The sequence below is a fragment of the Micromonospora sp. RB23 genome, assembly GCF_053585025.1.
The window spans coordinates 4,566,391-4,581,172 of record NZ_CM132111.1; the positions used below are offsets into that span (position 1 = coordinate 4,566,391).

Below are 14,782 nucleotides of genomic sequence, written 5' to 3' on the forward strand. Positions count from 1 at the left end.
CGGGCGCGTCACGCCCGTGTGCCGGAATGCCGATGGGTGGGAGTTCCCGGCCTACAGGTCGGCCGTCGTCACGCGGGAGGACTCGTACGTCGTGGAGGCCAGGGGTAGGCCCGGCACCGTGGAGACGTCCTTGACCAGCATGCCGGTCGTGGCGTCGATGATCAGCACCTCGCTGCCCTCGCCGCCGAACACCTCGGGGCCGGCGGTGATCGTCAGCGTGGCCCTGCCGTGGGTGGTCGAGTTCTGAACGGTAACCGCGGAGATGGTGGACAGCAGACGCAGCACACCGGCTCGGATCTGCGTGTTGCCGTCGCCAGCGGACAGCGCTTCGGTGCTGTACGTCCACAGCGCGTTGTCGAAGTGCCGCTCAACGGCCTGCGGGCTGTACGGCTTCGGCTTGGCGTTGCCGCCCTTCTGCTTGATGATCACCTGGGCTTTCGCCTGCTGCTTGTCCCACATCGTCTTCTGCGCTGTGGGGTCGAGGCCCACCAGCGGATCCTTGGCTGCCTTGAGCATCTGGGTCCGGCCGTCGGTCGGGCTGCTGTCCGCCGCGGCGGCGGCGGCCTTGAGGAGCGGAGCGTAGCCGCCCTCCGTCATCTGGTCCTGGTGACGGGCGATCGCACGCTTGATGTCCTTCACGCTGTTGCCCGTATAGATAGCGTGACCGTCGGTGTAGAGCGTGTAGACGACCTGCATGGTCTTGGTGCCGTGGACCTGTGTCGCCTTCACCAGCCACGCGTCGCCCGCCGCCGGGGTGACCGTCTTGATGGAGCCGGCCAGGGTCATCAGCGGCGCGCGCTCGGCCGACCCGTCGACGGTGGTCGGGCCCGAGGTGGCGGCTGGCGAATCCTTGCCGGCCTCCATGCCCCCGGTCGCCGACGAGCTGAGCACCACGGCGACGACTGCCGCCGCGGCGGCAACCCCCACCCCCGCGCCGATGCCCAGTCGGCCCGCGATACCGATCCTTCGGCGGCGCTGAAGCGCCGGGCTGGATTCGTGGTCCCGCGTGGTTGTCGTCGTTTCCATGGTTGAGGTCGCCTCCATAGTCGTGTCCCCCGCTGGTCCCGCGCCCAGCGGCCGCACGGTTCCGGGGTCGGCCATAGCCGCCCGCAGCACCGCGCGTGCCCGCTGATACGCCTCGGGGCGTAGTGGTTCCGCGCTGCCCAACGCACCGACCAGATCGAGCTCGTCGGTCATCGGTGTCTCTCCTTCGCGCTGTTGCGGTCCTTCAGAAGCGCGGACACCCCCGGGGCGTCGCGCAATGCCGTCCTGGCCTGGCTCAGCAGCCGCCGCGCGGTGCCGGCCGGTATGCCGAGTGCCCGCGCGGCGTCGGCTGCGGTCAGGTCCTCCCACGCGACGAGCCTGAGAACCTCCCGCTCTTCGGGTTTGAGCCGCGTCAGGGCCGACCGGAGCACCGCACGGGCGTCCACGCCGAGGTCCACCGCCGACCACGGATCCCCGGTAGTGACGTCCGGCACGTCCGCGACCAGGTCCTCGGCCGGCCGGGACCGCCAGTAGCGCCGCAGGCGATTCAATGCCACCCCGTACAGCCAGGGCCGCGCATCGTTGTACGACCGGTCGTACGATCGCCGCGATTCGAACGCCGCGACCCAGACCTCGCCCAGGAGGTCCTCAGCCGCATCCCGCCCCGCCCGGCGAGCGAGGTACGAACCGACGGCGGCCTCGTGACGCTCGACCACCTCTACGAAGGCGTCGACATCGCCGTCCAGCGACCGGCCTATCAAATCCGCATCCGAAGCCATGGCCCTCCTCGGCACAGTCCGCGCTCCACCCTGACATTGCCGATCAGGCGGGAAAGTGTTCAGGCGCCGAGTTTCGACGACAGGCGGTCGCCCAACGGCGGCCCCTCGGCGGCATGAGCGGCTGCGACCCGGTCAGCGTCGGACCCAGGCCACGTTGCGGCGTGGGGGACATGCGCCTAACGTGTGCAGCGTAGATACACAGGAGTCAATGTTCGGGGGGTATGGGTGCGCGCGATGGCCGCCGTCGTTGTCGCTTGCCTCACCATGGCCGTCGCCCCAGCCTCGGCGGCCAGCGGGACGACCCTCACGTGGCGGGCCTGCCCAGGTGTTGGTGACACCCGCCTGCGCTGCGCCATCGTCCAGGTGCCGCTCGACCATGCGCGGCCATCCGGCCCGACGATCGACATCATGATCTCCCGGCTCCCCGCGACCGACCCGGCGCTTCGCCGCGGTGTGCTGTTCACCACGGGTGGCGGGCCGGGTGGCGCCGGCGTCCCCGAGCCGCTGAACCTCGCCGCCGTCGTCGATCCCGCGGTGCTCGCCCGGTACGACATCGTCGGGTTCGACATGCGCTTCGTCGAACGCAGCACTCCGATCACCTGTGGCCAGCCGGAGGAGGAGCCGGGCGGCTACTGGGTGCGCACCGCGACCTATCAATCCCTGAAGGACACCGCCGCCGAGGCGCGCGAGTACGCCCGCGCCTGCGCCCGGCACGCCGGCTGGGCGCTGCCGTTCGCCACGACCGCACAGGCCGCCGGCGACATGGACGTCATCCGGGCACGTCTGGGGGAGCGGAAGCTCTCCTTCCTCGGGGGCTCGTACGCGGCGATGCTCGGCGTCGCGTACGGCACACTCTTCCCGCACCGGGTCGACCGGTTCGTGCTGGACAGCCCGGTCAACTACGACCTCGCCTGGCGCCCCTACGAGCTGAGGCGGCTCCCGGCCTTCGAGGAGAACTACGCCGCCTTCACCCGGTACCTCGCCGACAACAGCGCGGCGTTCGGGCTCGGCGCCACGCCGGCCGAGGTCGCGGAAACCCTGAGCCAATCCTTCGCTGAGGCGGCGATCGAGCCGATCGTGGCCGGGGATCACGCCTGGACCGCCGGCGAGCTGGGCTCCCTGACGGTCATCGCGACGTACTTCGAGCAGCTGTGGCCGGTGGTCGCCACCAACCTGGCCGCCATCCTCTCCCGCACCCCGCCGCCGATCCCACTCGACCCGCGACCGGCTCCCCTGCCCGGGACCCCGGACGTGCCGGCGGACAACCACACCGCGGTCAACATGGCCTTCCGCTGCGGCGACAACGCGTGGCCGCGAGACCTGGCGATCTACCGCCACGACGTGGCCCGCCTCGGCACCCGCTATCCCGTCTTCGGCCCGTCGATCGCCAACCTCAACCCCTGCGCCTTCTGGTCGGTCAGCCACGACAACACCCCGCCGCTCGCCAGCAACCGGGCCCCGGCGGCGCTCGTCGTCGCCGCGCTGCGCGACGCCTCGGTGCCGCTGGCCAACTCGATCGCGACCGCCCGGTCCATCACCGGCTCACGGCTGGTCACCGTGGACAAGCAGACACATGTGCCTCTGCTCAGCGGCCTGGCCAACGCCTGCCTGACCGGCATGGTCACCGCGTACCTGGTGCACGGGCGCCTGCCGAAGCACAACACGGCCTGCTAGGCCGCATTACAGGTGGGGACGCATCCGGTACGGAGCAGCACCGCGACCCGAGCCGAACACCGTTCGGCCGAGGGTTGAGGACCTTGTCGTCGCGATCACCGGGTGGACACACCGTGGATCGGGTACGCGACCGACCAGGGCCTTGCCTCCCCGGACGTCCCCGGTGAACCTTAATCCACGGGCGATCGGCGAGCTTTCATCCGGATTCGCGCGGCACGGCCGGAGGGAGCGCGGTGCATCCGTTGCGGGCAGGTCACCAGCGGGGAGTCTGCTGCGTGGCGGCCGCCGCCGGTTATGGCAAGACCACCGCGTTGCGCCGCTGGTTTCCTCGATCTGGCGCCCGCTGGTGCCGAGGGGACGACGCGCCCGTACGCGATCTCGTCGCCGACGCCGTCGCGGCCGGCGACCGCCTGGTCGTGGTCGACGACCTGCCCCCGACCTCGCCGGAGCAGCTGCACCAGCTGCTCGAGGACATCGTGCGGTGGGCCGACGACGTCACCGTCGCCCTTGCCTCGCGGTGGCCACTGTCCGCACCCGAGGATCGCGGCCGCGGAGCACCGCCCAGGCGGATACTGCTGCTCACGGCATCTGGAAGTCGGCGAACTCGAAGCCCGGACTCACCACGCAGCTGACGAGAACGTGCTCGTCGCCCGCCGGTCTCGCGGACTGCCACTCGCCTGCCGGCACGAGGAGCTGCGGGCGCTGGGCGCTCAGGATCGTCGGCTCACTGTCCCTGCCGATGGTCAGCGCCAGCGGGCCACCGGAATGCCAGAACCAGATCTCGTCCGACCGCACGGTGTGCCAGGCCGAAGAATCCCCCGGTTCGAGGAGGAAGAGGATCGCGGTCGCGGCGGCACGGCTGCCCGGGTAGCCGTCCGGCTCGAACGTGACAGCGGACCGGTAGGTTTCCCGGAACCAGCCACCTTCGGGATGCGGCCGCAGATCGAACTGCTCGGCAAGAAGTGGACGTGCGGTCATGGACGCCACTGTAGTGACGTCACGGCGATGCGGTTTATCCTCCGGCTCTATCGGCGCGAGGACTTGCCGCATCCCGCTTCACATCCGTCCTGCCATCCAGTCGGCGCCCCACGGCGGCGGCGACCGGGAGCCGTGAACGACGAGCGGGCGAGATCAACGGATCTCGCCCGCTCCCGCTGCGGACCGTCCCCGCTCGTCCCGGGGCGCCTGTGCCGGCTAGCGCACCCGCAACTTCTGGTAGTCGGCGGCGTAGGACCGGTAGGTCGGGTTACCGGAGTAGGCCGCGTGGACCCGATAGGTCCCGGGACGCAGGTCGGCGGTCCGCAGTTCGACGACCGCCGCACCATCCGTCAGTGGTACGACCTGCACGGTGCCGCCGAAGGTGACGGTGACCTCGCCGGTCGGGGTCGGAGCGTGATGCTTCGGTCCGCCCGCCGGCTCGACGGTCACGGTCAACCTGAACGTTCCCCCGCGGACAACCGACGCTGGCGTGGCCTTCGCCTTGACCTTGACGGCGGTCGGGCCGGAGGGCACCTCGAACGACGCCGTACCCGCCGACGCCTTCAGGTAGCCGAAGCCGAGGTACTCGGCCTTGAGCGCCCGGGTGCCCGCCGGCAGACCCGCCGGAAGCGTGACAGTGGCCACGCCGTCGTCGAGGTGGGCGAGCGTCGACCACGAGCCGATGCTGAACCGCACCTGACCGCCGGTCTCGAACCCGTCGGCCGCCGTGACCGTCGCGGTGGCTCGGGTCGTCTGGGCCTTACTCGGGTACGGCGCGACAGCCACCTCGGTGGTGGTCGTGACGTCGGTGTTCGGGATCCCGCGGATGTCGTTCCACTCGCGGACGGTCAGCGGGATCACCGTGCCGTGACGCGGACGGACGACACCCGCGTTGGTCATCGTGATCGCCTTGGCGTTCCAGGTCGGGGCCTCGATGTTCTCGTGGCACGCGGCCTGGTATCCGCCGCCGTTCGTGTACCGGTCGCCCCAGAGGTAGAACTGGCCGGGGCAGGAGGTGTCGCCGGGGTTCGCCGTGAAGATGACCGGTCCCTCGTACCCCTGGTTGGCGACCCACGTCGTGCGTCCCAGCGCCGGCGCGACCAACGTCCAGTTGTCGAGGTTGCTGTCCAGGAAGTCGGTGTGCTTCTCCGAGAAGATGTCCGAGCCCTGGTTGCCGGCCTCGTTCTTGGTCACCCGGTAGTAGTGGTCGCCGACCCGGATCGCGGTGGTGTCGATTCGCGACAGCGGAGCGGGGTCCTGCCAGACCTGGGGAGCGGAGAACGTCCTGAAGTCCCGCGTCGTGGCGTACCACATCTGCGCGTTGCCCTGGCCGGTGCGGTTCACCGGGTCGCTCCACAGCGACTGGGCCCAGAACACGACGTAGGCGCCGATCTCCTCGACCCAGAGCGACTCCGGGGCGAAGGCGTTACCCGCGTTGTCGGGCGCGACCTGCACGTGCCGCTGAGGGGTCCAGTCCACCAGATCGTGCGACTCGAACACCTCGATGTACTGGGTGTCGTTGATGGCGTATCCGCCCTGGTCGTACCAGTTGAGGTCGGTGGCGATCATGTAGAACGTGTCGCCGTCGGGGGAGCGAACGATGTGCGGGTCACGAAGGCCCTGGTCGCCCAGCTGCGAGATGAGCGACGGCCGGCCGCCGGTCAGCCCGGTCCAGTCCAGAGCGGTGTTCCCGTTGGACGTGGCGAACATGATCTGCTCGCCGTCGGCGATTCCCTCGCCCTTGAAGTAGCCCATGAAGTACCGCTCGTACTCCTCGGAACGGGGCATGGCGGTGATGGTCACCGGGAACGACCTGGTCCGCGAGGCCGTACCCCTGGTGATGGTCGCCGTCAAGGTGCCGGCGACGTCCTCGTGGCCGAAGGCCGGACGGGTCACCTCGCCCGTCGGCGTGACGAGATTGGTCGTCGACCGCCAGGTGATCGTCGAGCCGAACTCGCCCTTGGCGCGGAGGTTCAGGTTCCCGCGTACGTCATCGGTGCCCGGCAGGGTCAGGTCGAGGGCGTCACGACCGACCGCCTGCGCGTCGTCGAACTCGGCTTTGACCACGACGGGGATCTCCCGTGTGGTGACCCCCTGGGCGCCCTTGCGGACGGTCGCCGTGAGCGTGGCTGTCGCGTCGGGTTGCCCCTGCGCGGGCCGTTTGATCGTGCCGGTCACCGCGACCTTGCGGGCGCTGGCGACAGCGGGCGGGGTGTGGACCTCGACGACCGAGGGGTCCGAACTCGTCCAGGTGATGGCCGACCCGGCCACGGAGCCCACCTTGGGCAGAACGATGTCGTGTACGACCGCACTGGTCAGGCCGAGGTCGATGGCGGCGGCGTCGGCGCGGACGCCCTCGGAGACGGTCCTCTCCGCCAGGGTGAGCGTCTCGTCGAGACTCAGTGCGCGGTCGTAGACCCGGAAGTCCCGGATCGTCCCGCGGAACGAGTAGTGACCCGACGTCTGCGAGCGACCGAGGAAGTTGCAGTTGGTTCCGGCAGCGCTCACCGACGGTGGCGTGGTCAGGTTCGTCGACGTCGCGTGCGGCACACCGTCGAGGTAGAGCCGGCCGGCCCAGCTCGTTCCGTCCGGGTTCAACGACTGGGTGTACGTGACATGGGTCCACGCTCCCTCCCGCATGGGGACCCGGTTCTGTTGCAGGTTCGCCGGACCCACCGCGACGCGGAACCGTTGGGTGTTCGACGCGAAGATCGAGCCCTCGGCGCCGGTGTCGGCGTCGCACGAGCCCGACTTGCGGCCGAAGCTCCACATCTGGTGCTCGCCGACGTTCGCCGGGTCGATCCACACGTCGTAGTCGACGGTGAGGTTGGACATGCCGGCGGTGATGTCGTTCGGCAGCGCCACGTACGCGCCGTCGAGGGCGCTCTGGTAGGAGTCGGGGTTGAACCTGACTCCGTCTCCGGTCAGGCTCGCCTTCCCGGGGTTCACCAGGGTGGCGTTCGCGGCCGAGCCCGCGCTACCCGAGTTGGCCAAGGTCGTTCCACTGGTCTCGTCGAGCGCGAAGTGGTGCACCAGACCCTCATCGAGCCGCTGCTCGGCAGCGTGCGAGGGTGTCGCGCCGATCGGCACCGCCAGAAGTGCACCCAATGTCAGGGCTACGACACCTCTGCCCTGCCGAATCGGTCCGGGACGTGACCTTCGCTGTCGCAGTCGCACGTGGTCCTCCTTGGCCGGCCTGGTGGTGGCGGCGCGCTCCGAAGTGGACGAAGGGTGTAAACGCTAACTACGGGATGTGGTCGAGTCAACGCGATCCGTCCGGACCTGAGGCGTCCCGGCGAGACCCGGACAGGCGGATTCAGGCCAGGGGTAGCCATTCGAGCGATGTCGTCATCTCGGCGAGGATCTCCGGCACCGGAGCGACGCCGATGCCGAAGCCGTTGGGCACGGCGAGGTGCCCGTCGTCCAGGACGAACGGCTCGGTCAGATCCGTCCGGTAGTAGCGGCCGGAGGCGGAGGTGTCCCCGGGCAGGGTGAAGTTCGGCAACGCCGCGAGTGCCACGTTCGCCGCTCGACCGATGCCGGTCTCGAGCATGCCGCCGCACCACACCGGTACACCGTGGGCCGCGCAGACGTCGTGAATGCGCCTGGCCTCGAGATAGCCACCGACCCGACCCGGCTTGACGTTGACGATGTGACACGCCCCGAGGCGGATCGCATCCGCGGCGGCACGCGCCGAAACGATCGACTCGTCGAGGCAGATGGGAGTGCGCACCTGCCGCGCCAGCGCCGCATGACCCAGGATGTCCTCCTCGTCGAGCGGCTGCTCGATCAGCAGCAGCCCGAACGGGTCAAGCGCGGCCAGCAGCGCGACATCCCCGAGGGTGTACGCGGTGTTCGCGTCGACCTGCAGGAGCACGTCGTCGCCGAAGCGCTCCCGTACCGCGCGGACGGGCTCGACGTCCCAGCCGGGCTGAACCTTCAGCTTGATCCGGATGTAGCCCTCATCGAGGTAACCCTCCACGTCGGACAGCAGTCGGTCGACCGAGTCCATGATGCCGACCGAAACGCCGGCCGGCACCCTGTCCCGCACCGCACCGAGTTCGCGCGCCAGGCTCCGGCGACCGGCCCGCAGTTCCGCGTCGAGCACCGCCGTCTCCAACGCCGCCTTCGCCATCCGGTGTCCCTTGAACCGCTGCAGCGTCGGGCCGACCGCGGTCGCGTCGGCAGGTGGCCGGGCGCCAAGGGCGGGGATGAGATACCGACGCAGGACGTCCGCGGCAGCCTCGACGTATTCGCTGGAATAGAGCGGGTCGGCCATCGCCACGCACTCCCCCCAGCCCTCCGCCTCGTCCGTGACCGCGCGAACCAACAGGATGTCCCGGTCGTGTTCGACCCCGAATGAGGTCCGAAACGGTGCCACCAGTGGCATGCGGACGCGGCGTAACTCGATGCCGGTGAGTTTCATCCATCTCTCCTCGTCGCACTGTCACGCCTGAGCAGGTACCACCCTGCCCGGTCGAATCCGAGGACCGTCGCGCCTTCGGCCAGTAATGAGCCCAGCACTTCCCGCAGTGCCCGGCGCCACTGGCGGGCGGTTGCCGGGTCAGCCACGCGTAGCTTCTCGATGTCCTCGGGGGTGGCCACGAGCAGGTCGTCGCCAGTGGTGCTGCCGATCACCGGCGCACCGTCGGCATCCCGGTCGAGGGCCACCTCCGCACCGGCTCGCCGCCGTGCCGCGGCGTCCCATCGGCGTACGCGGCCAGCCGACGCCTGCCGTACCTCAGGGTCCGCGAGACTCCAGTGCAGCAGGAGGCGATCGGTGTCGTCGTCGCCGTTGATCCCGTCATGCATGCTGCCGTAGAAGTTCGTCAGGTAACGCGTCGGCGTCGCCGCCAGCTTCACCAGATTGAAGTACGCGTTACGGCCGACGAGCGGATCGAACGTCCAGGCGATGGTGGCCGCGCCCTGCTGCAGCGCCCAGGCCCGCTGGTGCAGCTTCAGTGCGTGTCCCACCCCGCGGCCCAGGACGGTGGCCGAGACTCCGGCGATGTGACTGTGCAGTTCGCGGCGCTCAGGGGCGGCGAAGAAGCCCACGCACGCCCCGACGAGCTCACTGCCGTCGAACGCCCCGGCCACATAGTTGCCCGCCAGGCTGAGAGCGCGCAGAAGCTCGGGCGTCATCGGTGGATTGTCCGGAGTCCGTTGCCAGATGCTGATCAGCAGCCGGTGCACGGCGCGCAGGTCGTCGAGCTCGGTCAGTGCCGCGACGCGGACCCGGGCCGCCGCCGCGGAGGCCGAGGCGTCATCCCCGGGGGTGCTGCTCACCGCAACGGCCGCACTCACGGCTGCTCCAGTAAGGCCCTGGTGAGCGCGGCCACCAACGCCGTCCGGTGCGGGATCTCCGCGACCACGACATGCTCGGAGTCGGCGTGCGCCCCGCCGCCGACCGCCCCGAGCCCGTCCAGCGTGGGCGTGCCCACGCCAGCGGTGAGGTTTCCGTCCGACGCGCCTCCGACGGCGGCCCGCCCGGGGACCGGCAGACCGATGTCTCGCGCCACCGCTGCGGCGCGTTCGTACAGCGCCTCGGACGCCGAAGACGGCAACGGCGGCCGGTTGGGCCCACCCTCGATGGTCAGCCGGGTGCCCGGGACGGCCGGCCGCAGCTCCCGCAGGGCGAGATCGACCCGTCGCTGCTCGTCGGTGTCGCGTACTCGCACGTCCACGACGAACGTGCCGGTCGCCGGAACGGTGTTGCCCGCGCTGCCGGCGGACATCGCGGTCGGCACCACGCTCGTACCTCGGCTCGGATCGGCCAGGGCGAGAACGGCGAGGATCTGGTGGGCGACCTCGACCCCGGCGTTGATACCACGCTCCGGTTCCAGGCCGGCGTGCGCGGCGAGTCCCTCGACGTGCACGACGTAACGGGACATGCCCTTGCGGGCGGTCTTGAGAGCGCCACGGGCGGCGGAAGCCTCCAACACCAGAGCTGCGGCGGCTCCCGCCGCCTCCTGTTCGATGAGTGATCGGGAGCTGGGCGATCCCAGCTCCTCGTCGCCGGTCACGAGAAGCGTCACGCCGGTACGGTCGTGCAGCTCGGCGACCGCGTGCAGCGCCTGGACAACGCCGACCTTCATGTCGAAGCACCCCGGTCCACGCAGGATGCCGTCCCTCACCTCGTACGGCCGGTCGCGAAGGGAACCGATCGGCCAGACCGTGTCGTGGTGACCCAGCAGCAGCACCGTCGGCGGCCCCGAACCGAAGCGCCACCGCAGGTGGGTGTGCCCGTCGAGAACGATCTTCTCCGCCGGCACGCCGAGCCGCCGCTGTCCGACGGCAGCCAGGACGTCGGCGCTTCGGGCCACGGCGGCGAGGTCGGCCGATGGCGACTCGCACCCGACCAACTCCGCGATGTCCTCCAGCATGTGCGGCAGACGACTGGTGAGGCGTTCCCGCAGACTCATCTCACGTCACCTTCGGCGTGGCGCGAACGCCGACATGCAGGTACTGCTCCCCCGTGGGCAGCCGGTAGAACGTCACCGGCATCCACGAGTCCCGGTCCGGCAGACGGATCGCGAACAGATCCGTGCCGACCGCGATCAGAGGTAGTTCCTTGACGGGATCGGGCGTCAGCTCGGCGAGCGGGCCGGTCACGGTCATCCGCAGCACCGGGCCGTCCGCGCCGTCGAGGACCTCCAACCGAGTGCTCGCTCGCTCGTACGTGCCCAGGTGCGGTGTCACGTCCACCGACACCGGCTCGGCGGGCGGCGTGAACGGCGGTGGCATCGTCACGCCGGCGATGTCGGCGAAGATCTCCCGGTACAGATCTCGGTAGAGGTCCCCGGCACTGCCACCGTTGGTCAGCAGCGCCACCGCCATGTTCTGCTCCGGCAGCAACCGCAGAAAGGCGGACTGCCCGATGGTGTTGCCGTCGTGGCCGATGAGCCGACGCCCGTCCCAGCCGAAGCGGATCCAGCCCAGACCCCACGAGTCGCCGAGGGTGTACCGGTCGGGCAGGTCGACCTCGTGTTCCGCCATCGCCGCGGTGCTGCGCTCGCTGAGCACGCGGGTGCCGTCCTCCGCCACACCCCCGGTGAGGTGCATCCGGGCGAAGCGCAGCAGATCCGCGACGCTGGCGTTGATGAGGCCGGCCGGCCCGAGCGCACGCGGGAGCATCCACTGCGGGACCCGTTCCGGTCCGTCGGCGCTGTCGGTGTGCCCGCACGCGGTCCGTTCCAGCAGGGCCTCCTCGGGCAGCGTGCTGGTACGCGCCAACCCGAGCGGCCCGGTCAGCCGGGTCCGGACAGCGGCGTCCCAGGTCATCCCGGTCAGCTTCTCGATGACGAGCCCGGCGAGCACGAACCCGGAGTTGCAGTACGACCAGGTGGCGCCGAGCGGGTGGTTCTGCGCCTCGTCGCGCAGCGTTGCCACGTACTTCTCCAGACAATCGTCACCGCGTCCGGTGTCGGTGAAGACGTCGCCGTCGATGCCACTGGTGTGGGCGAGCAGATGGCGCATCGTCACCTGCTCGGCCACCGTCGGGTCCGACAGGGTGAGTTCCGGCAGCACCCGGACCACCGGATCGTCGAGATCGAGTAGCCCCTCGTCCACCAACTGCATCGCGAGGGTTGCGGTCCACACCTTGCTGACGGAGCCGATCTGGAACACCGAATCGGTGGTCGTCTCGACCCCGGTGTTCACATTGAGTACGCCGTACGCGGCCTCGAAGAGTTCGTCCGGTCCATCCGGGCGCAGCCGCAGGATGCCGAGCGTGGCGCCGGGAACGCGGTGCTGTTCGGCGAGCGTGGCCAGGCGACGCTGCCAGAGTTCAACGTTGATGTCCGTCGACCTTTCTCTCCGGGTGGCGGTGCAGCCGATCGGCGATACCACGGCACTCTCCTGGCGTTGGGGAACTCTGGTACGAAGCTTGCCGGTCACCGCGATCGCTGTCTTGGTGCGGCGGCACGAGACGGGCACGCCACTCTCGTCCGGACGACCAAGATCGGCTGTCAGAGTCCGAACACGCGCAGCTGGAGCATCACGCCGAAGCGCGCGTGCGGATCGGTCAGATCCAGGCCGCCCAGCTCGGCGAGGCGCCGCAACCGGTACCGGAACGTGTTGGGATGCACGTGCAACGCCGCCGCCGCCGCGACCACGTCACCGAACGCGTCCAGCCAGGCCGACAACGTTTCGACGAGGCTGGACTGGTGCTCCGCGTCGTACGCGATCAGCCGCGCCACCACGCCGCTGGGTGCGTCCCCACGAGCCGCGATGGCGTCGCCCATTTCGAGCAGCAACGCCTCGGTGTACACGTCGGCGAGATGGGCGACCCGGCGCGAACCGCCCCGCCCGGCGCACAGCACACGAAGGGCCCGGTCCGCGCTGGTGCGGGCGGCGGGCAGGTCGGTGGGTGTGTTCGCCACCGGGCTCACACCGGCCATCGCCGGCAGTCGGGTGCCGATCCGATCGAGGAACCCGGCGGTCACCCGGGCCGCCTGCTTCGCCGGCGCGTCGCGGCCGACCGGCAACAGCCCGTACGTCACATCGCCGAGCAGGGCGACCGCGCTGGCCGGATGCACCGTGCCCAGATGCATCGCCAGCGCGTCTCCGAGGCGCTGGCGTTGCGCGACGACCCCGGATCGGTCATCGACGCCCGGGGTGATCCGCTCGGCCGGCGCGAGCGCGAGCACCACCAGCGGCTGATCGGTGAGCCCCAGCCGGGCCAGGGCCTCCCGAGCGCCCGAGCCTCCCTCCAGCGCTGTGCTGACCAGGTCGGTCCGCAACCGCCGTGCGACGTCCGCGCCGGCCCGTAACCGCAGCAGGTGCAGGGCGACCAGTTTCGCCGCGTCGCTGAAGGCACGGGACCGGTCCGGGCTCAGAGGCTCGCGTACGGCTGCCCAGATGGAGCCGAGGAACTCGTCGCCGGCGCGGACCGCCACGGCGACGCGCGGCACCAGGAAGGTGGCCATGCTGGGCAGCGGTGCCACGAACACCGGTTGCTCGCTGTTGCGCACGTCGTGGATGACGCCGGATTCGGCCAACACTCGCGCGTACCGTTCCGGCACCTGCCGACCGAGGATCGTCTCCACCCGGGACTCGTCGGCCTCCTCCTGACGCCCGGAGAATGCCAGCACCCGTGAGTCCGGGTCCTCGATGGTGACCGGCGCGTCGACCAGGGCCGCGACCGCGTTGGCCACCGCGAACAGATCCCCGGAGGGCATCCCGCCGAGCGTCTCCGGTCCGGCGTCGCCGACGTCGCCCTGACCGAGCATGGACCGCAGCAGGGCAGCGAGCTGCGCCCAGGATGCGCCGCGGGTCAGCGCGAGCAGCGCCACCCCGGACTCCTGGGAGGCTGATCGCAGGCTGTCGGAGTCGGCCAGGGGACCACGGACCACGAGACCGGCGGCGCCGTGCGTGCCGAGCGCACGCAGCAGGTCGGCGATCTCGTGGATTTCCCGCAGGCCGACGCCGAGCACCAGGGCGTGCGGCGGCAGAACGAGCTCGTCCAACGGGTCGTGGATCGAGACGCCGCCGATCGGCGCGCCGGTGTGCGAGTCGCCGTGAACCAGGTCGAGCAACGTGGCGCCGAGGTCGTCGAGGATCCGGCCCAGGCTCGCACGAGGCTGCATCGGGTGACCGCCGTCCTGTCTCGGCCGGGCCTACGCCCGGGCGTGCGGAATCGCGGCGAGCAGGTCCCGGGTGTAGGGGTCCCGCGGATCCGTCAGCACGTCGTCCACCGGGCCGTACTCCACGATCCGGCCCTGGTGCATGACCGCAACGAAGTCGCTGACGTAGCGCACCACCGCGAGGTTGTGCGAGATGAACAGCATTGTCAACCGCATCCGCCGTTGCAGGTCCCGGACCATGTTGAGCACGGCGCCCTGAATGGAGACGTCCAGCGCGGAGGTGATCTCGTCGGCCACCAGGACCTCGGGTTGCCCGGCGAGCGCCCGCGCGAGCGCGACCCGCTGCCGTTGACCGCCGGACAGTTGATCCGGGCTGGCGGTGGACAGTTCGGGCGGCAGATCGACGAGACCGAGCAGCCGCGCGACCTCGGCGCGGCGCTGCGCCGTGGTGCTGCCGCGGGGCACGGCCTCGGCGATCGACGCGCCGATCGCCATCCGGGGATCGAGCGCGGAGTACGGGTCCTGGAAGACCATCTGCAGCGGACGTCGTCCACGCGCCCGAACCGCGTCCAGCGGTTGCCCGCCGAGCAGGATCCGGCCGCCGGTGACGGGCGTCAGCCCGGCCGCGGCGCGGGCCAGTGTCGACTTGCCCGACCCGGACTCGCCGACCAGGCCGACGACCGCTCCGGCCGGCACGGTCAGGTTCACACTGTCGACCGCCACGGTCCCGCGCCGGCGGGTGCCGAACCGTACGGTGACGTCCTCGAAAACAAGCTCGGGCAT

At 70.4% G+C, this 14,782-nt stretch carries 11 protein-coding genes; 1 reads left to right on the forward strand and 10 read right to left on the reverse strand.

What is annotated here, in order from left to right; translation table 11 throughout:
• Window positions 1-51: 51 nt before the first annotated feature.
• Window positions 52-1,197 carry a hypothetical protein gene (locus tag ACTFTM_RS20880; protein WP_449562168.1) on the reverse strand — a complete coding sequence of 382 codons (1,146 nt, stop codon included), beginning with the start codon at window positions 1,195-1,197 and terminating at the stop codon, window positions 52-54.
• Window positions 1,194-1,763, reverse strand: a complete 570-nt coding sequence (locus ACTFTM_RS20885) for an RNA polymerase sigma factor (RefSeq protein WP_449562169.1) — start codon at window positions 1,761-1,763, stop codon at window positions 1,194-1,196. The genes ACTFTM_RS20880 and ACTFTM_RS20885 overlap by 4 nt, the downstream gene beginning before the upstream one ends.
• 234 nt (window positions 1,764-1,997) lie before the next feature.
• Here ACTFTM_RS20885 and ACTFTM_RS20890 point away from each other — a divergent pair, with 234 nt between their 5' ends.
• Window positions 1,998-3,437 (forward strand): alpha/beta fold hydrolase, encoded by a 1,440-nt coding sequence (locus ACTFTM_RS20890; RefSeq protein WP_449562170.1) that lies wholly within the window; start codon window positions 1,998-2,000, stop codon window positions 3,435-3,437.
• A gap of 579 nt (window positions 3,438-4,016) precedes the next feature.
• Here ACTFTM_RS20890 and ACTFTM_RS20895 read toward each other — a convergent pair.
• The 8 genes from ACTFTM_RS20895 to ACTFTM_RS20930 all read right to left on the reverse strand — a co-directional run bounded on the left by ACTFTM_RS20895 (window position 4,017) and on the right by ACTFTM_RS20930 (window position 14,782).
• Window positions 4,017-4,415 carry a cupin domain-containing protein gene (locus tag ACTFTM_RS20895; protein ID WP_449562171.1) on the reverse strand — a complete coding sequence of 133 codons (399 nt, stop codon included), beginning with the start codon at window positions 4,413-4,415 and terminating at the stop codon, window positions 4,017-4,019.
• 216 nt (window positions 4,416-4,631) lie between these two features.
• Window positions 4,632-7,505, reverse strand: a complete 2,874-nt coding sequence (locus ACTFTM_RS20900; RefSeq protein ID WP_449562172.1) for an immunoglobulin-like domain-containing protein — start codon at window positions 7,503-7,505, stop codon at window positions 4,632-4,634.
• 226 nt (window positions 7,506-7,731) lie between these two features.
• Entirely contained in the window at window positions 7,732-8,841 is a 1,110-nt protein-coding gene (gene menC / locus ACTFTM_RS20905; protein ID WP_449562173.1) for an o-succinylbenzoate synthase, read from the reverse strand.
• On the reverse strand, window positions 8,838-9,719 hold the full coding sequence (locus ACTFTM_RS20910; protein ID WP_449562174.1) for a GNAT family N-acetyltransferase: 882 nt from the start codon (window positions 9,717-9,719) through the stop codon (window positions 8,838-8,840). The genes menC and ACTFTM_RS20910 overlap by 4 nt, the downstream gene beginning before the upstream one ends.
• Window positions 9,716-10,837, reverse strand: coding sequence for a M20 family metallopeptidase (locus ACTFTM_RS20915; RefSeq protein ID WP_449562175.1), 1,122 nt, complete (start codon window positions 10,835-10,837; stop codon window positions 9,716-9,718). The genes ACTFTM_RS20910 and ACTFTM_RS20915 overlap by 4 nt, the downstream gene beginning before the upstream one ends.
• 1 nt (window position 10,838) lies before the next feature.
• Complete coding sequence (locus ACTFTM_RS20920; RefSeq protein ID WP_449562176.1) at window positions 10,839-12,263, reverse strand: serine hydrolase domain-containing protein; 1,425 nt, start codon at window positions 12,261-12,263, stop codon at window positions 10,839-10,841.
• Between the two features lie 119 nt (window positions 12,264-12,382).
• Entirely contained in the window at window positions 12,383-14,002 is a 1,620-nt protein-coding gene (locus tag ACTFTM_RS20925; RefSeq protein ID WP_449562177.1) for a PucR family transcriptional regulator, read from the reverse strand.
• Between the two features lie 30 nt (window positions 14,003-14,032).
• Window positions 14,033-14,782, reverse strand: coding sequence for an ABC transporter ATP-binding protein (locus ACTFTM_RS20930; protein WP_449562178.1), 750 nt, complete (start codon window positions 14,780-14,782; stop codon window positions 14,033-14,035).